This window comes from Solibacillus palustris, assembly GCF_022549215.1.
Lineage (GTDB): Bacteria > Bacillota > Bacilli > Bacillales_A > Planococcaceae > Solibacillus > Solibacillus daqui.
Genome location: NZ_JAKZFC010000002.1, coordinates 407,442 through 423,532, shown reverse-complemented (window position 1 = coordinate 423,532; position 16,091 = coordinate 407,442). Strand labels below are relative to the sequence as shown.

The 16,091-nt window shown below is 36.1% G+C and carries 17 protein-coding genes, 1 pseudogene and 1 other annotated feature; of the genes and pseudogenes, 9 read left to right on the top strand and 9 right to left on the bottom strand.

What is annotated here, in order from left to right:
• The first annotated feature begins 2 nt into the window (after positions 1 to 2).
• Complete coding sequence (locus LZ480_RS09110) at positions 3 to 422, top strand: universal stress protein (RefSeq protein WP_241369097.1); 420 nt, start codon at positions 3 to 5, stop codon at positions 420 to 422.
• Between the two features lie 223 nt (positions 423 to 645).
• Here LZ480_RS09110 and LZ480_RS09105 read toward each other — a convergent pair whose 3' ends face one another.
• A complete protein-coding gene (locus LZ480_RS09105; RefSeq protein ID WP_241369096.1) occupies positions 646 to 1,203 on the bottom strand; it encodes a DNA-3-methyladenine glycosylase I in 558 nt (185 codons plus the stop codon).
• Between the two features lie 105 nt (positions 1,204 to 1,308).
• Between LZ480_RS09105 and LZ480_RS09100 the strand changes: the two genes are divergently transcribed.
• The 6 genes from LZ480_RS09100 to LZ480_RS09075 all read left to right on the top strand — a co-directional run bounded on the left by LZ480_RS09100 (position 1,309) and on the right by LZ480_RS09075 (position 5,343).
• A complete protein-coding gene (locus LZ480_RS09100; RefSeq protein ID WP_241369095.1) occupies positions 1,309 to 1,869 on the top strand; it encodes a TetR/AcrR family transcriptional regulator in 561 nt (186 codons plus the stop codon).
• Positions 1,870 to 1,880: 11 nt separating this feature from the next.
• Positions 1,881 to 2,216: a DMT family transporter gene (locus LZ480_RS09095; RefSeq protein ID WP_241369094.1), complete on the top strand. Its 336-nt coding sequence runs from the start codon at positions 1,881 to 1,883 to the stop codon at positions 2,214 to 2,216.
• Positions 2,216 to 2,530, top strand: a complete 315-nt coding sequence (locus LZ480_RS09090; RefSeq protein ID WP_241369093.1) for a DMT family transporter — start codon at positions 2,216 to 2,218, stop codon at positions 2,528 to 2,530. The genes LZ480_RS09095 and LZ480_RS09090 overlap by 1 nt, the downstream gene beginning before the upstream one ends.
• A 78-nt stretch (positions 2,531 to 2,608) precedes the next feature.
• On the top strand, positions 2,609 to 3,568 hold the full coding sequence (locus LZ480_RS09085; RefSeq protein ID WP_241369170.1) for a TDT family transporter: 960 nt from the start codon (positions 2,609 to 2,611) through the stop codon (positions 3,566 to 3,568).
• A gap of 154 nt (positions 3,569 to 3,722) precedes the next feature.
• Positions 3,723 to 4,295, top strand: coding sequence for a YdcF family protein (locus LZ480_RS09080; protein WP_241369092.1), 573 nt, complete (start codon positions 3,723 to 3,725; stop codon positions 4,293 to 4,295).
• A 52-nt stretch (positions 4,296 to 4,347) separates the two neighbouring features.
• A complete protein-coding gene (locus LZ480_RS09075; protein ID WP_241369169.1) occupies positions 4,348 to 5,343 on the top strand; it encodes an LLM class flavin-dependent oxidoreductase in 996 nt (331 codons plus the stop codon).
• Positions 5,344 to 5,384: 41 nt separating this feature from the next.
• Here LZ480_RS09075 and LZ480_RS09070 read toward each other — a convergent pair whose 3' ends face one another.
• Both LZ480_RS09070 and guaC read right to left on the bottom strand, forming a co-directional pair.
• Positions 5,385 to 6,974 (bottom strand): 2-isopropylmalate synthase, encoded by a 1,590-nt coding sequence (locus LZ480_RS09070; protein ID WP_241369091.1) that lies wholly within the window; start codon positions 6,972 to 6,974, stop codon positions 5,385 to 5,387.
• A gap of 172 nt (positions 6,975 to 7,146) precedes the next feature.
• Positions 7,147 to 7,359, bottom strand: a binding site (T-box leader).
• A 62-nt stretch (positions 7,360 to 7,421) separates the two neighbouring features.
• On the bottom strand, positions 7,422 to 8,402 hold the full coding sequence (guaC, locus tag LZ480_RS09065; protein WP_305037322.1) for a GMP reductase: 981 nt from the start codon (positions 8,400 to 8,402) through the stop codon (positions 7,422 to 7,424).
• Between the two features lie 475 nt (positions 8,403 to 8,877).
• On the opposite strand from guaC, the gene LZ480_RS09060 reads away from it, so the two are divergent.
• Positions 8,878 to 9,678 (top strand): SAM-dependent methyltransferase, encoded by an 801-nt coding sequence (locus LZ480_RS09060; protein ID WP_241369089.1) that lies wholly within the window; start codon positions 8,878 to 8,880, stop codon positions 9,676 to 9,678.
• 74 nt (positions 9,679 to 9,752) lie between these two features.
• Here LZ480_RS09060 and LZ480_RS09055 read toward each other — a convergent pair whose 3' ends face one another.
• The 4 genes from LZ480_RS09055 to LZ480_RS09040 all read right to left on the bottom strand — a co-directional run bounded on the left by LZ480_RS09055 (position 9,753) and on the right by LZ480_RS09040 (position 14,091).
• Entirely contained in the window at positions 9,753 to 10,463 is a 711-nt protein-coding gene (locus LZ480_RS09055; RefSeq protein ID WP_241369088.1) for an SIR2 family NAD-dependent protein deacylase, read from the bottom strand.
• 887 nt (positions 10,464 to 11,350) lie between these two features.
• The gene (locus LZ480_RS09050) at positions 11,351 to 11,647 is read right to left on the bottom strand and encodes a cytosine deaminase (RefSeq protein ID WP_241369087.1); all 297 of its coding nucleotides are present in this window, start codon (positions 11,645 to 11,647) and stop codon (positions 11,351 to 11,353) included.
• 198 nt (positions 11,648 to 11,845) lie between these two features.
• The gene (locus LZ480_RS09045; RefSeq protein ID WP_241369086.1) at positions 11,846 to 12,793 is read right to left on the bottom strand and encodes an alpha/beta hydrolase; all 948 of its coding nucleotides are present in this window, start codon (positions 12,791 to 12,793) and stop codon (positions 11,846 to 11,848) included.
• Between the two features lie 143 nt (positions 12,794 to 12,936).
• On the bottom strand, positions 12,937 to 14,091 hold the full coding sequence (locus LZ480_RS09040; RefSeq protein ID WP_241369085.1) for a toxic anion resistance protein: 1,155 nt from the start codon (positions 14,089 to 14,091) through the stop codon (positions 12,937 to 12,939).
• Between the two features lie 282 nt (positions 14,092 to 14,373).
• On the opposite strand from LZ480_RS09040, the gene LZ480_RS09035 reads away from it, so the two are divergent.
• Positions 14,374 to 14,526, top strand: a complete 153-nt coding sequence (locus tag LZ480_RS09035) for a hypothetical protein (protein ID WP_241369084.1) — start codon at positions 14,374 to 14,376, stop codon at positions 14,524 to 14,526.
• A 1,076-nt stretch (positions 14,527 to 15,602) separates the two neighbouring features.
• Here LZ480_RS09035 and LZ480_RS09030 read toward each other — a convergent pair.
• Positions 15,603 to 15,851, bottom strand: a complete 249-nt coding sequence (locus LZ480_RS09030) for a hypothetical protein (RefSeq protein WP_241369083.1) — start codon at positions 15,849 to 15,851, stop codon at positions 15,603 to 15,605.
• A 20-nt stretch (positions 15,852 to 15,871) separates the two neighbouring features.
• Positions 15,872 to 15,937 (bottom strand): annotated as a pseudogene (locus LZ480_RS20065) (CotG/ExsB N-terminal domain-containing protein); the annotation flags it as partial.
• Between the last annotated feature and the right edge of the window lie 154 nt (positions 15,938 to 16,091).

Here is a 16,091-nt window from a genome sequence, read left to right as displayed (position 1 = left end):
ACATGTATCAACATATTTTACTTGCGGCTGACGGCTCTGAAAATTCTATACGCGCTGCGAAAGAGGCTTTAAAAATTGCAAAAGTAAGCCCAAATTGCAAAGTGACGATTATATTTGTCATTGATTTGGAAAAGGTAAAAACGGAAGTTCTCTATGCAAGTTCAATCGAGAGTTTATATATGGCACGCCGTCAAAAGCTCATACCCATTGAACAATTATTTAAAGCAGAACACATTCATGTTCATTTAGAGATGATTCATGGTATTCCTGGCCCAGAAATTATTAAATTTGCAAACGGTCAAAACGTTGATTTAGTAATTATCGGCAGCCGAGGTTTAAATGGCTTACAAGAGATGGTTTTAGGCAGTGTTTCACATAAGGTAATAAAGCGTGTCAACTGCCCTGCGATGATTGTGAAATAAGAAAAAGTGCGGCCTACTTATTCAGTAGCCGCATTTTTATGTTCATTTACAAATTCAGGTTTTCGTTGTTCGAGCAATTGTGATGATTACTCTATAACAGCAAGTACGTATGTAAGTTTATTAAATTAAATATCGGTAAAATCCCCTTTGGTGCCTTGTTTTTATATAGAATTACCCTATACCGATTTATTTCTGTGACAACCAAATAAATATAGACAAATAATTACTTTTGATAACAGTGACAATTTTTCGTATGATCATTTACCATTCCTACAGCTTGCATGAAAGCATAACAAATTGTACTACCTACAAATTTAAATCCATCCTTTTTCAATTGTTTACTCATACGGTCACTAATCTCAGTTGTTGCTGGTACATCTTCAATTCGCGCCCAATGATTAATGATAGGCTTCCCATCAACAAACGACCAAATATAGTTCGCAAACGAGCCATGCTTTTGTTGCATATTAATATAGCTTTTGGCGTTTGTAACAACGCTCGCTATTTTTAAACGATTACGAATGATGCGTTCATCTTCTTTTAATGCTGCAAGCTTTGCATCATCATAGTGCAAAATTTTTTCAACATCGAACCCATCAAAAGCAGCACGATATCCCTCTCGACGTTTTAAAATGGTTAGCCAATTGAGCCCTGCCTGTGCACCTTCTAAGCAAAGCATTTCAAATAATTTTTGATCATCATAAACAGGTACACCCCATTCTTCATCATGATATTTCACATATACTGGTTCATCTAATTTCACCCAAGCACAACGTTCCATATTTCCACCTAATTTCTACTGTTTTTCTCACTGTAATGCAAAAATATTGCATGTGCAAATTTCTTGTGCTATATTTCCCTTACGAACGTTAGGAAGGTGAAACAAATGACAAAAGCAAAACTGATGCATGCAGCATTTCATAACTTTGGTAAGCATGGCTATAACGGCGGTTCCCTAGCACAAATTGCAGACGAGATTGGCATAAAAAAACAATCGATCTACACATACTTCAAAAGCAAAGATGATTTGTATCTAGCCATTTTTGAGGAAGCACTTCAATTTGAACTCGCATTTATGAAATCCTATATGACGAATAATGTACAACAACCTATTGAACAAAAATTATTGCCATTGTTACAGCAAGTAGAACTGCGCATGGAGCAATATGTCGAGACAAAATTTTTTATTCGCACATTGTATTTAACTCCACAGCATTTAGAACAAACATTAAATAAACAAGCGTACTATTATTTAGACTACTTGGAACAATTATTTAAAGATTATTTCAGTACACAGCATATTAAGGTTAGCGCGCAAGACGCAGCAATTAGCTTTTTAGCATTGTTAGATAGTCTATATGTTGAAATGCTATATGGCGGAAATGAACGATTCCTAAAACGTTTGCAAGCGAGCTGGAAAATCTTTTATAAAGGAATAACAAATTAAGGAGAAAAATCATGACAAAGTATTGGCTTTTAGTATTTTTAGCAGGACTAATCGAAATTGGCTGGGCGATGGGACTTAAATATGCACATACCATTCCATTATGGATTGGTGTTATTGCACTTATCGTATTATCCTTTTACATTTTAATTATCGCAACAAACAAACTACCTGTATCAACGGTTTATGCCGTTTTCACAGGAATCGGGACAGCTGGAACGGTAATTGTCGAAACCTTATTATTTAACGAGCCATTTAGCATGACAAAAATTAGCTTTATCGTCTTATTATTAGTCGGAGTTATTGGTTTAAAAATGCTCTCAAGTGAGAAAGAAACGGGGGATGCATAATGGCTTGGGTATATTTAATTTTAGCAGGACTTTTTGAAGTTGGTGGCGTAATCGGCATGAATAAAGTAGCACAACGTAAAAATCTATCATCGTTTGCCATCTTATTTGGTGCCTTTGCATGTAGTTTTACATTTTTAGCATTAGCGATGAAAACACTACCTATGGGTGTATCCTATGCTGTCTGGACAGGTATCGGGACAGTTGGTGGAACACTTGTAGGAATGTTCATCTATAATGAATCAAAAGACTGGAAACGTGTTTTATTTATTTCTTTTATCATAATTGCGGTTGTTGGATTGAAGATAACGCAGTAAAATAAGGTATAAACACCTCGCGCAAAAACTGCTAAGTTGTTTTTGCGCGATTTTTAGATGGAGGAATAATTGATTAATATGAAGTACTTATTCGAAGCAATCCCAATTCCATTAAGTGGAGTCATGCTTGCATTTTTCTCACTCGGGAATTTATTGCATGGTTTAGAGATTACAATTGCGGCACATATTAGTTACTTTGTTGGTATGGTGCTATTTTTATTATTACTAGGAAAGTTAATATTTGCTACAAATTCCGTTGTTGCAGAAATGCAAAACCCTATTATTGCTTCGGTATCCCCTACATTTACTATGGGAACGTTAGTACTAAGTAGTGGCTTACATTATTACGGTATTAGTAGCTCGATTAGCCATACGCTATGGATTTTAGCAGCAGTAACTCAAATATTTATTATTTGCTACTTCTTTTTTACGTTTATCTGGAAAAAGAATATTACGATTGCGAATGTCTTTCCAAGCTGGCTCGTTTTATTTGTCGGAACTGCTGTAATGCCTCTAACTGCGAGAGACCTTTCTGGCAACTTTACTCAAGGGATTGTAATTTTTGCTTTTTGTGCGTTTGTAATTGTCGCACCAATTGTCATTTTACGTGGCTTTATTCGCAAAGATTTACCAGAGCCAACCATTCCAATGCTAGCGATTTTATCAGCGCCGGCATCACTTATTTTGGCTGCTTATTTCGAGCAATTTAATACTTCTATAACGATGATTGCTGTATTATATGTAGTTGCTCAGCTATTATATTTCTTAGTATTATCGAAGCTCCCTTCAATGTTGATGCTTCCGTTTTATCCAAGTTATGCGGCTATGACTTTCCCTCTTGTCATTTCAGCAACTGCGACAAATATGATGCTTCACTATGTTAATTTACAGGGCATTTTTAAAAGTATAATGACAAGTTATTTTTACGTACAGCTTTTACTTGCTGTATGCATTGTTGGTTATGTACTCATCCGATATCTAAATTATTTAAGTATACAAGTACAAGCAAAACATCATCAAGCAGTGTCAGAAAAATAAATGATGCATCAAAATAGCACTAATTATTTCCGAATGTGAATACCTTGAAATAATTACAATTACTAATTCACCGAAATAAATAACTGCAAAAATCCTTTCGAATGCGAAACATTCCCCCTTTCATCTACGTATAGTACATAAAGGGGGTTTTTCAATGAATAAATGGCTCATTGTTGGATTCGCTGTTCTAACTATACCTGCGATTGTATACATATGGCTCGGGAACGAAATGGATAAAGCTGCAAAAGAAAAAGCAAATGGTACAAATGATTATGTCATTATTCTTGGTGCCAAGGTAAAGCCAGGTGGCGTACCATCATTATCATTAAAATACCGCTTAGATGTTGCGACCGACTATTTACAACAATATCCGCATGTAACCGCAATTGTTTCAGGAGGGCAAGGTATTGATGAAGATCAAACTGAGGCTTCTGTTATGTATGATTATTTAGTGCGGGCAGGTATTGATGCTGAGCGTATTCTAATTGAAGACAAATCTACATCTACTTATGAAAATATCAAATTTTCTAAACAATTATTACCTGAAAACACTACTAAGATTACAATTGTTTCTAATGACTTTCACTTAAAACGCGCAAATATTCTTGCGAAGAAACTCGGTTTAGATTCAGATGTCATTGCAGCACCTACACCAAAAGTTGTTGAGCTAAAATCACGTATTCGAGAACGAGCAGCACTATTAAAAACTTATTTTTTAGGCCAATAATTTTACAAATTGAAGTCGTTTCGTTAATGTTTCTAGTAACGAGGTGAAAATGATGAAAATTAGTATTTTAGATCAAGTGCCTATTTCAAAAGGAATGACTTCTACAGAGGCACTCTCAAATAGTGTAAAAATTGCACAGCTTGGCGATGAATTGGGTTATGAACGTATGTGGTTTGCAGAACATCATAATACAACGACACTTGCGAGCTCGGCACCAGAAGTAACTGCGGCATACATTGCAGCTAAAACAGAACGTATTCGTGTAGGGACAGGCGGAATTATGATGATGCATTATTCGCCCTTTAAAGTTGCGGAAGTGTTTAAAACATTATCTGCACTTGCACCAGGTAGGGTTGATTTTGGTGCGGGGCGTGCTCCTGGTGGAGATATGCCAGCTATGACTGCTTTAGCAAGTGGGCGCCGTCCAGATTTGACAGAACAATACGAAAAGCTTGACGTTATTTTACGTCTTATGAATGAACAGCGTACAGGTGAAGCCGTTTATGATAATGTTGTAGCCACTCCTTTTAAAGTACAATTACCGGAGGCATGGTTACTTGGCTCTAGTGGTCAAAGTGCACGTCAAGCCGGTGCTGCAGGGCTTGGCTACTCGTTTGCACAATTTTTTAACGGGCAAATGTCAAAATCAATTTTTGATGATTATCGTAGTAGCTTTCAACCTTCTTACTATATGGAAAAGCCAAAAATAATTACAACCTATGCTGTCAGCGTAGCAGCAACAGCCGATGAAGCAGAATATTACTCCATGCCTATGCAAATTAGTCGTTTAAATTTAATGCGTGGAAAATTATTAAATGTTATGTCACCTGAAGAAGCAAACGACTATCCTTTAACTGAAATGGATAAAATGTTGCTAGAGCAAAATCGACATTTAATGCTTATCGGTTCAGCAGAGGATGTGGCTGCGAAAATTTTAGAAGAGCAAGCGGAATACGGCTTCGATGAGGCGATGATTAATAGTAATCTTTATTCGATTGAACAACGTATAAACAGCTACACATTACTTGCAAAACAGCTAATAAAATAACTGAAAAAGCGTGCCCCGTTTTCAAAAGGGACACGCTTTTTTTATATATTCGCAGTTTCTGTTAGCGGTTGTGGTGTAATTTGTGCAACAATAATGCTGTTAATTGCATTTATATAAGCAAATGCAGAAGCTTTTAAAATATCAGTATCTGCTGCTTTTGCAATGTATTTTTCACCGTTGTATTCAACAATAATTTTAACTTTACCAAGTGCCTCTTGACCACGTGAAACCGAGCTAATATTATACTCTACTAATTTCACATTGATGTCAGTAACATTTGCAATAGCAGAATACAGGGCATCAATAGGGCCTGAACCGACAGCACTTGCTTTAAATATTTCTTCACCTTTACGAATTTTTACACTCGCATTTGGGAATGTTGAATTTGCGATAATTTGTAAATCCTCTAAATCATAAAATTGGTCTTTATACGATTCTTTGTTCGGGTTGTTTTTGTCTGATTTTTCGTAGTAGTTTTCAACAATTACATATAAATCATGATCGTATACTTCTTTTTTCGAATCCGCTAGTTTTAAGAAGTTTTCGAAAATCCCTTCAAATTCTTCATCCGCAAATTCATTAAAGCCTAGTTTTGCTAATGCATTTTTCACTGCATGACGCCCAGAACGTGCTGTTAACACTAATTCCATGTCGTCTAACCCAACATCTTCGGGGTGCACAATTTCATATGCATCACGTGATTTTAATAAGCCATCTTGGTGAATACCAGATGAATGTGCGAAGGCATTGTCACCTGTGATTGCTTTATTGACCTGTACATCAAGCCCCATAAAGCTTGAAACTAAGCGAGATGTATTGATAATTTCCTTCGTATTTATATCCGTGAATACACTATAAACATCGCCGCGCGTTTTAATCGCCATAACAACTTCTTCAAGTGCCGCATTTCCTGCGCGTTCGCCAATACCATTCATGGTAACTTCGATTTTGTCCGCTCCATTTTTCACAGCAGCAAGGGTATTTGCTGTCGCCATTCCTAAGTCGTTGTGACAATGTACAGAAAGCAATACCGAATCATCTAAATTTTTCATACGGTAATTTAATTTCGCAATCATTTCACCCCATTGCTCTGGCTCTGCGTATCCTACCGTATCTGGCACGTTAATCATTGTCGCTCCAGCCTTCATAACCGCCTCGATTGTTTTCCACAAATATTCAAAATCCGAGCGAGATGCATCTTCAGTAGAATATTGTACTTGTGGTAATAGGGTTTTCGCATATTTCACTGCGTCTATACCAATCTGTAAAATTTGATCTTTTGACTTACTAAATTTCTTTTCAACATGAATATCAGAAGTTCCTAGTACCATATGAATCATTGGATTTTGTGCGTGCTTGACAGCATTATAAACTGAATCAATATCATTTTTCACAGCGCGTGCTAGTGCAGTAATCATAATATCTGATGAATTACCCACCTTTTGTGCGACGGCCTTTACTGCATCAAAATCACCTTGTGACGAAGCAGGGAATCCAGCTTCAATAATGTCAACACCTAGTTTTTTGAGTTGTTGAGCGATTTCCACCTTTTCGTATAAGTTCAACTTGGCTCCAGGCACCTGCTCGCCATCACGTAATGTTGTATCAAAAACCCAAATTTTTCGACTCATTGTAAACTCCCCTTTTCTTCTAAATTATTTTGACCATGGAAGTCCGATAGTGGGCCCGACTAGAAAGTATGCGCTCCACCGACTTTAGACGGCGGGACCCAATGATGCGAGGAGCTATCGCTTTAGCCTAGACATCACAATAAAAAACCTCGCCTCTAAACGGATTTCTCCGAATAGAGACGAGGTTGAACTCGCGGTACCACTCTAATTGAACGCCTAAACGCTCCACTTAAAGCCCTTTTAACGGCAGGCTCCCGACTTCCCTACTATCATTTCAGGTCGTATGCTCCTGGACGAGTTCAATAGCTGTATCCACCAGTTTGCACCAACCACTGGCTCTCTAAAGGTATACATACCATTTACTACTTCCATTCAACGCTTCCATGTACTCTTGAAATGAAGTGTACTTGATAAAGCTATAAAAAGTCAACTATTTTTCTGAAAATTTCAAATTTTATCGCCATTAAAGATTGAATTCTTCACGACAACGTAATCCACCGTGCGGATTGAAGCTAATGTTTTACCACCTGCATATGAAATCGAAGACTGTAAATCTTGTTCCATCTCGGTTAATGTATCGAAAATTGAACCTTTAGAATCGACATACATTTTTTTACCTTCTACGTTTTTACGCTCACCTTTTTGGAACTCTGACGCTGATCCGAAGTATTCTTTTACTTGTTTGCCATCAACTTCTACCTTTTTCCCTGGTGATTCTTCGTGACCAGCAAATAATGAACCAATCATAACCATTGAAGCACCGAAGCGAACTGATTTTGCGATATCCCCATTTGTACGAATACCACCATCCGCAATAATTGGTTTCGTTGCAGCCTTAGCACACCAGCGAAGTGCCGCTAATTGCCAGCCGCCTGTACCAAAACCTGTTTTAATTTTTGTAATACATACTTTACCAGGGCCGATTCCCACTTTTGTTGCATCTGCGCCAGCATTTTCTAATTCGCGTACTGCTTCAGGTGTACCAACATTTCCAGCAATTACAAACGTATTTGGTAAATACTTTTTAATATGACCAATCATATTAATTACTTGGTTTGAATGACCATGCGCAATATCAATTGTAATAAATTCAGGAACAAGTTGCTCATTTGCTAACTGTTCAACAAAATCATATTCTTCGTCTTTTACACCAACAGAAATTGATGCGATTAACCCTTTTTGCTGCATATCACGTACAAATTGTGCACGTGTGTGCGGGTTAAAACGGTGCATAATATAGAAATAGCCTTGAGAAGCTAATTGTTCAGCTAAATTTTCATCTAAAATTGTTTGCATATTTGCTGGGACAACCGGTAATTTAAATGTATGGTTGCCTAATTTCACTGTAGCATCACATTCTGTACGGCTTTTCACAATACATTTCGCCGGAATTAATTGAATATCCTCATAATCAAAAACTGTATCCATCATTTTACAACACTCCTAAACACGAACATTAATTTATTTATTCTTTCATTCGCCACTAGCTACTTTACAAGATGGTGAAAGCGTTGTCAACAGTAAAACCGAATTTTACAGATAATTTTTATATTAATGTTCGCCTTTTGCGATATACCTAGGAAACACAACAGCTCAGTAATATGTTTTAATCTGCCGTTCTCCTAATCTTTACTGCAATATATCTAATTGAGTAACTTTTATTAATATTATCCTCCTTACTTATCTATTATTTCTACTCCTCACTTTTATATTTTAACCCGTTTTCAGAAGTCCATTCTCACTATCCATTATTTGCAAAAATTTCAGAAAAATGATTAACTGATACTATCTAAAGATAGGAGTCGATGAATTGATGGTAGTTATATATGAGGTATATGAAAACCGTTATTGAGTATATTTTTAAGCTCAATAACAATTAATAGGATTATTGGAGCTGAAAAAATTGAATCACTTATTAGCATGTATGAAAATTATTGGAGATGACTCCATTCAACGCACACAGTTAACACATCGAATTGCATTAGTCGAAGAATTCAACATCGAAAAAGGAATGCGAGTATTAGAAATTGGCTGTGGTCAGGGAGATACAACAGTTGCTTTAGCAGATGCCGTTGGTCAAACAGGTAAAGTGGTGGCAATTGATATTGCTGCACCGCACTACGGGGCACCGATTACACTAGGAGAAGCTTCGGATACAATCAAGCAATCCCCCCTCGGTTCTCGTATTGACTTTCACTACGAAACGGACTTTTTAGCATTTAATACAGCAGAAATGTTCGATGTAATTGTTCTATCACACTGCTCTTGGTATTTTGCGAGGCCACAGCAACTGCATTCCTACTTTATGAAAATGAAATCAATGACAAATCGCGTTTGTTTTGCTGAATGGGATGTTGATTATACAGAAATTAGTCAACGCTCACACTTTTGTGCTGTAAATATTCTTGCCCTTTATAGTGCATTTTGCGGTGGGGACGGCAACATTCAAAACGTTTTCCATAAAGCACAAATTGAAGAAATGCTAGGTCAAGCAGGTTTTGTAATCCAACAATCAAATACTATTGATGCGACGTACTTACAAGACGGAGAGTGGGAAATTGACTACGCAAATGAATTGTACAATCAGTTGCATCAAGCACCAATCGCGATTCAAACATTAGCAACAAGCTATTACCATTTAATGAATCGGGATGAAGCGAACCGTCAATCATTAAATAGCTTTATGTTAATCGCTACCCAATAAATATAAAAATTTATATATTCCCACCTGTCAAATAATAAGGGAGCAGTCCATTTAGAACTGCTCCCTTCCTTGTGTTATCTACTAAGTAATACGTCAATTTGCGCTAAAACTTCCCCCGCAGTACCTTGTATTATTGCATCAAAGCCTTGTGTCTGTGATTCCACCTCTAAATTAATATATACAAGCTTTCCTTTAGCCATCATCGGTAATTGATTAACCGGGTATACTTCAAGACTCGTCCCAATCACAAGTATAACATCTGCCTGTTGAATTTCATTTAATGCTTGGTTCCATGCTTCTTGTGGCAATGACTCACCAAACAAGACAACGTTCGGACGTAAATGATGCATGCAATACGTGCATACAGCGTTATTCATAAAATGTTCTTTACTGTGTGGTTTCTCACATTTTTCACAGCGAATGGTCAAAATATTCCCGTGAAGCTCTGCTACCTGCTTATTACCCGCTAATTGATGTAGCCGATCGACATTTTGTGTTGCAACAAACCCAACTAGCCCTTGCTGCTCCCATTCAGCTAAAATTTCATGGCCTTTATGCGGCTTAACCTGTTCAAGTGCCTTAATTCTTAGCTGATAAAATTCACGAAAGAGCTCATAATTTTGTGTTAGGCTTTCAACAGATGCGACAGTTCGTGGATCAACTGATTTCCACCAGCCTGCCTTCGAACGAAAGTCTGGTATACCAGATTCTGTTGACATACCTGCACCAGTTAAAATGACAGTAGAAGCTGAATGTTTAAGCCATGAAGCTACTGTTTGAATCATATTCAATCCCCCCAAAATTTACGATTTTTTTGTAACACAGCTAACGACCACCTTGTGCCAACTATTCATTTACAACTTCTAATAAAGTGTTCGCAAGCAAGGCAAATCATTCTATTATTTAGTCCTACAAAAATATGCACATGTTCTTCGTGAATTTCATTACCTATTAGCTCGACACTCTACTTAATATGAATCTGCCATGACTAAGAGTTTTATAACTTCCATTATATCGTGTTCATGAAATGTAAAATAATCAAATGCTCTCAAAAAACGCTCCCTTTTACAAATACAAACATTAAATTTAAAATAAAAGTGCCAAAGTAATTAAACTTAGGCACTTGTTTGACTAGATATTTTACTACCTGTAATTGATAGATTCACTCCAAAATTGAGCATCAAGAAAATGCCAACATAACTCTACCTAAACATCGTTGATCCTAACCAAATCACCATAGATGGAAAGGTTCAAAACTCCTAAGGTTATTCATCTTCACAAGTGTTATGTATTTTATACTTGTTAAAAATAAAGGCTTCAGTACCAACAATTAGAATGCCTATTATTAGTATAACACCATGCTTCGATAGTAACCTCGCGGGATACAATGTATAAAAAGCATAAATAAACCTTGAAAATAGACTCAAAATTAGTGACTTTTTTCTTACAATAAATACGACCAATAAATCACTATAAACATGGATGCTAAAAATTGAAGGAACGTACGCTCACCTCATGAAGTACTAAAGCAATTCCTCATAAATCCGGTTGCACCCCAAAGCATAATGACAACAGGAATCATGATGAAGACTTTTCCCCACTTCTAGTGCCCCTTCTTCCTTTTTTCTTACTAACTGCATACTAGTACGCAACAAGTAGGAATCACTTACAGTTATTTAACAAGCTCAATCCAACCACTTTCATTAATTGTGACACGGGGTGTGTTGCATTTTGGCGGATCGTAAGAATAAATGATTTTGTCATAATCATCTTTTACAACATAGAGATTCATATATTGGATTTCATTGATTAATTTGCGAATTTGATTTTTATCTTGCTCGCCACTGCGATTATTTAACAACAGGAGCAGTTCATTTTTTATATTTAAAACATCTTTTTCATCTGCACGACGGATTACACTTTTTGGTAAATTTAAAAATTCATCAATTTTCATTAAGTTTAATTCCATGTCTTATTCTCCTTTAACGGCGATTTTCTATCGTATGTTCTTTACCCAATTTCACCATTTTACCCCCTTATTAGACATGACAAATAAAAAAATTAAGCAGCCCTTAAAATCAAGAGCTGCTCCAAAATAAAATTTTGAAATAATTGGTGTATTGCCAAAAATAAAGCCGTGACTATGGCTATAATAAAAGCAAAACGACTAATTGTTTGCACGTGTTTTTTCCGATAATTGTTTTAAAAAGGCGTCAATTAGCTCAATTGTTTGATGTATTTCAAGCTCGAACACTTCATTATGTGTAAAGTAACTATGAACAAGACCTTCCATAACAATGGATTTTGTTTGAACGCCTGCTTTTTGTAATTTCTTATCAAATTCAAGCGCTTCGTCACGTAATACATCATTTTCTGCCGCAAAAATAATTGTAGGTGGAAAATGTGTAAAATTGGTCAATTGAAGCGGGCTAACGAGTGGGTTGTTAGCATCAATTTGTGAACTAATATAAGAGTCACCAAACCACTGCATAACATCACGATCTAAGCCAAAGCCTTTTTTAAATAATGAATAAGATTTCGTATTATAACTCAAGTCTGTAACCGGATAGAGTAAAATTTGTGACGTGATTGGTAATTGTTTCTGTGCAGCCAATTGACTTACTGCTACAGCTAAATTACCTCCCGCACTGTCACCAGCTACAGAAATTCTTTTCGCATTACCATCAAAACTTGACGCATGTTCATTCACCCATAAAAAACTATCGAACGCATCAAATACAGGAATAGGGAATTTAAATTCTGGTGCTAATCTATATTCGACTGATACAACAATTTGATTGGTTTGTTGCGCTAAATACGAGCAACTTTCATGGCAAGTATTTAAATCATTTAACACCCAACCCCCACCATGATAATAAACAATGATATCAAATGGTCCATGTCCATTCGGTATATAAATTCGGATATTAATTTTATGTCCGTCTCGCATCGTAATCGCTTGTTGCTTTATCGTTACAAATTTCGCTGCAGGACGATTAAGTTTAGGTGCTTTCGCGCGCATTTCTCTTGCTTCTTGTGCCGACATTGTTACTAATGATGGTAGTTCATTTACTTTTATTAAATAATTCTTAGTATGTTCATGTAAATTCGGCATAACGTTCACAACCTTTCACCTATAATCCCTATATGCTTACTATGTTATAATGATAAACGATTGAAAAGCTAAATGCAAATCATTTTACAAGTCCTTTAACATTAAAAACCGCTACATGAAAATTGCTCATGTAGCGGTTTTTATTACATTTTTTTTAATTTTTCATATTCTAATTGCAGTTGTTCAATTCGTTTACGACCTTCTTCTCGATTACGAACGGTTTCTGCCTGAATTTGTTTTGTTTCTTCAATCCCCGCCATAATCGTTTTCCATGTTGTTTCGATAGTTTCAACTTTGATACTTGGGCTACCTGCTTGTCGTGCAATATTGACTGAATTTTGTCGTACGTTCTCAGCATTACGTACAAGCATTTCATTTGTACGGCGATCTAATTCAGCCATGGAATCTGACACAAGTTTTTGACGCTGCATTGTGACAGCATGAATTAAGCCTTGTTTGAAAATAGGTATTGTTGTAACAAATGCAGAATTAATTTTACCAATTAAATGGTTGTTACCTTGTTGCATTAAACGAATTTGCGGAGCAGATTGGAATGATACCTGCTGTGCCATTTCTAAATCGTAGCCGCGCTGTTCTAGTAATTCGATTCCACGAGAAATCGTTTCAAGCTCCATAATGGCTTCATGATCACCCATTTCTGCTTTTGAGTTTAATGCAGGTAGTTGTTGACGTAAATTTCCTACTTTTAAATCAATTGCTGCGATATGTTCACTTAAAGAATGGAAATAATTTAAGTTTTCATCATACATTTGCTCAAGTTGAACCGTATTATGTTTCATTTCTACTTCATATTTTTGAATTTCTGTGTAAACCGCATCTACTTCTTTATTCATTGAATCGTATTTAGATAAAATACGCTCCAACTGTTCTTTACTTTTTGAGAATAATTTCTTTAAGAATCCCTTTTTCTGTTCTTCTTGGAAATCTTGAGGATCGAAACGGTCCATAATTTTATTTAAATTATTTAAAAGCGTAGTTGATTTTTCAAGGTTACTTTGTTTAATAGTTGCAAGCATACGGTCAGAAAACGTAGAAATTCCCTGCGCCGTTTCCTTTCCAAACTCTAAAACTGCAATTTGATTTTTGACATCAATTTTTTGTGCGAGTGTTTGTACTTGTGGTTGGATCTTTAACTGCTCATGACGCTGACGTATTTGTGAAAGTTCTTGTTCAGATACAAGTGGTTTCGCTTGCTGTTGAATAATATCAGTTGCTTGTGTTTGTTGTGGTTGTTGATGACGTTTATCTAAGTCTTCGAATAATGGATTTTCTGACATATCTATTTCCCCCGATCATTGTACTAATCATTTTTACGAATAAACAGCAAAAAAGTTTCATGATACTCATTATTATACGTAATTTTTCGCGTTTTTTCGAATAAATCATAAGATTAATGTACAAAAGGAACAAGAATTGTAAATCCATGAAAACAGTTGTATTATTAAAATATTATTCAGAATACTGGCCACTCTACAATTACCGGTTCAATTACTGTTCAAGATGGCAACAAAATTATTGGGGTACTTGGTGTAAACATATTATTAGATAATTTAACGTCAATGGTATCTAGGATTGAATTAGGCTATGAAGTGACGCCTGTTATTATTGACAATGAGGGCGTAGCAATCGTCCACCCTACCTTTGCAGGAGGAAATATTCAAGATCAAGATGCTATTTCAAAACTATTACAAACTTCTAAAAATCCAATTTAGAAATCTGTTCAGCAATTTCAGGAAAATTTCCTTTTATATATTTTGCAGATTTTCCAATGGAATTATATATTTCTCGGGCAAATACTTGTTGCTCATTATTCCTTTTAACAGACTGCTCACATATTAAACACTTCCTATAGTAGCCGGTAATTTAATATATGAATTATATGATTTAATGTTATGGACAGATTGTAAACAATCTCTTAGAATTTCTTGGATAATAAAATCAAAAGGTCTGTCACACTACCTGAAAAACCAGATGAGGATTTGGCTTTTAGTTAGACCTAGGCACTCAATATTGCGCTGGGCTTTTTTTATTCCAAAAATGTAACCTAATCAAAAGTAACTTACAAAAAAACCTCTCTTTTCTTGAACTGCACCCTATTGTTAGACACTATCTAACAATAGCAAGTGCAGTTTTTCTATGGTTAAATTTACTTCCGAATATAAATTATATGCTGTTGAGCTTTACATAAGTGGCAATTGGAGAGTAGTTGTATAGGTGGTGATTTGTGAAACAATCCCAAGATCGTTCCATTCAAAGATCTTAAATATGGGTCTTAGTCTAAGCCTCTTCATTAATTAAACATATTCTTTACTATAATGCCCTAAGAAGGGAGGTAAAAAGTGTTAAATCCTGTGCATTAGTAGGTCATTAAATGTTTCCCAGTTTTATACCCCGATTTTTTCATCGTTTTGAAAACCAAATGTTTCCCAGTCTCCCTATATACCAAGGAATATGAGGATAACGGTTCACGCCGTTCAAGAAATTTCTTGTTTAAACGAGAAAAGTGGATAGACTACAGTGCTTTAAACAATTCTAAGTTGTTATGTAATATACAACAATTACATTCATCCAGAAGAAAATACATAAAAGAAAAAATCAGACGGAATCCCCAGCTGCCCTTCACTTTTCTTTCAAACCTTGGACTTAGATAGGAATAACACAGAACAAAGTTAACTAGTAGGAACTAGTTAACTTTGTTTACAAACTCACTCAGTAGTCCATTGAATAACATACTCTTCTGATAGCCAAAAATCGCCTAAAGCTTTTAAAAAATTAGTCATTACAACAGTTACGTCTCTTGCGTTTTTGGTTTCGCGAAGTTCGACGTACTCTGCTCGTACGGCGTTTGTTTCGTGAAGTTCGACGTTTTCTGCTCGTGCAGCGTTTGTTTCGTGAAGTTCGACGTTCCCTGCTCGTGCAGCGTTTGTTTCGTGAAGTTCGACGTTCCCTGCTCGTGCAGCGTTTGTTTCGTGAAGTTCGACGTTCCCTGCTCGTGCAGCGTTTGTTTCGCGAAGTTCGACGTCTCTTGCGCGTGCATCGTTCGTTACTAATAGGATCCTGGTGCATGAAGTGACCTAACCCTGAGTTGTTAGCCATTTCCACTGCATTCTGTATAAGTGACATATTCAATCCTCCTTTCATATTTATCAGAGAAAGAAGGTAGATTTCTTTTTAAAAAGAATCAAACCCATGCACCTGCACTTTTCTTTCCCTTATCGTAATATATGAGGATGTGCTAACGATGAAAGTGATAGTCGCATAGTTTTGGAAAGAAAAA

Excerpts from the sequence above, each read along its gene's own strand:
- LZ480_RS09080 (WP_241369092.1), top strand. The coding sequence starts at position 3,723 with ATGAATAAATGGCTCATTGTTGGATTCGCTGTTCTAACTATACCTGCG.
- LZ480_RS09045 (WP_241369086.1), bottom strand. The coding sequence starts at position 12,793 with ATGCCGAATTTACATGAACATACTAAGAATTATTTAATAAAAGTAAAT.
- LZ480_RS09100 (WP_241369095.1), top strand. The coding sequence starts at position 1,309 with ATGACAAAAGCAAAACTGATGCATGCAGCATTTCATAACTTTGGTAAG.
- LZ480_RS09050 (WP_241369087.1), bottom strand. The coding sequence starts at position 11,647 with ATGGAATTAAACTTAATGAAAATTGATGAATTTTTAAATTTACCAAAA.
- LZ480_RS09095 (WP_241369094.1), top strand. The coding sequence starts at position 1,881 with ATGACAAAGTATTGGCTTTTAGTATTTTTAGCAGGACTAATCGAAATT.
- LZ480_RS09075 (WP_241369169.1), top strand. The coding sequence starts at position 4,348 with ATGAAAATTAGTATTTTAGATCAAGTGCCTATTTCAAAAGGAATGACT.
- LZ480_RS09090 (WP_241369093.1), top strand. The coding sequence starts at position 2,216 with ATGGCTTGGGTATATTTAATTTTAGCAGGACTTTTTGAAGTTGGTGGC.
- LZ480_RS09105 (WP_241369096.1), bottom strand. The coding sequence starts at position 1,203 with ATGGAACGTTGTGCTTGGGTGAAATTAGATGAACCAGTATATGTGAAA.
- LZ480_RS09070 (WP_241369091.1), bottom strand. The coding sequence starts at position 6,974 with ATGAGTCGAAAAATTTGGGTTTTTGATACAACATTACGTGATGGCGAG.
- LZ480_RS09110 (WP_241369097.1), top strand. The coding sequence starts at position 3 with ATGTATCAACATATTTTACTTGCGGCTGACGGCTCTGAAAATTCTATA.
- LZ480_RS09040 (WP_241369085.1), bottom strand. The coding sequence starts at position 14,091 with ATGTCAGAAAATCCATTATTCGAAGACTTAGATAAACGTCATCAACAA.
- LZ480_RS09055 (WP_241369088.1), bottom strand. The coding sequence starts at position 10,463 with ATGATTCAAACAGTAGCTTCATGGCTTAAACATTCAGCTTCTACTGTC.
- LZ480_RS09085 (WP_241369170.1), top strand. The coding sequence starts at position 2,609 with ATGAAGTACTTATTCGAAGCAATCCCAATTCCATTAAGTGGAGTCATG.
- LZ480_RS09030 (WP_241369083.1), bottom strand. The coding sequence starts at position 15,851 with ATGCACGCGCAAGAGACGTCGAACTTCGCGAAACAAACGCTGCACGAG.
- guaC (WP_305037322.1), bottom strand. The coding sequence starts at position 8,402 with ATGGATACAGTTTTTGATTATGAGGATATTCAATTAATTCCGGCGAAA.
- LZ480_RS09035 (WP_241369084.1), top strand. The coding sequence starts at position 14,374 with ATGGTATCTAGGATTGAATTAGGCTATGAAGTGACGCCTGTTATTATT.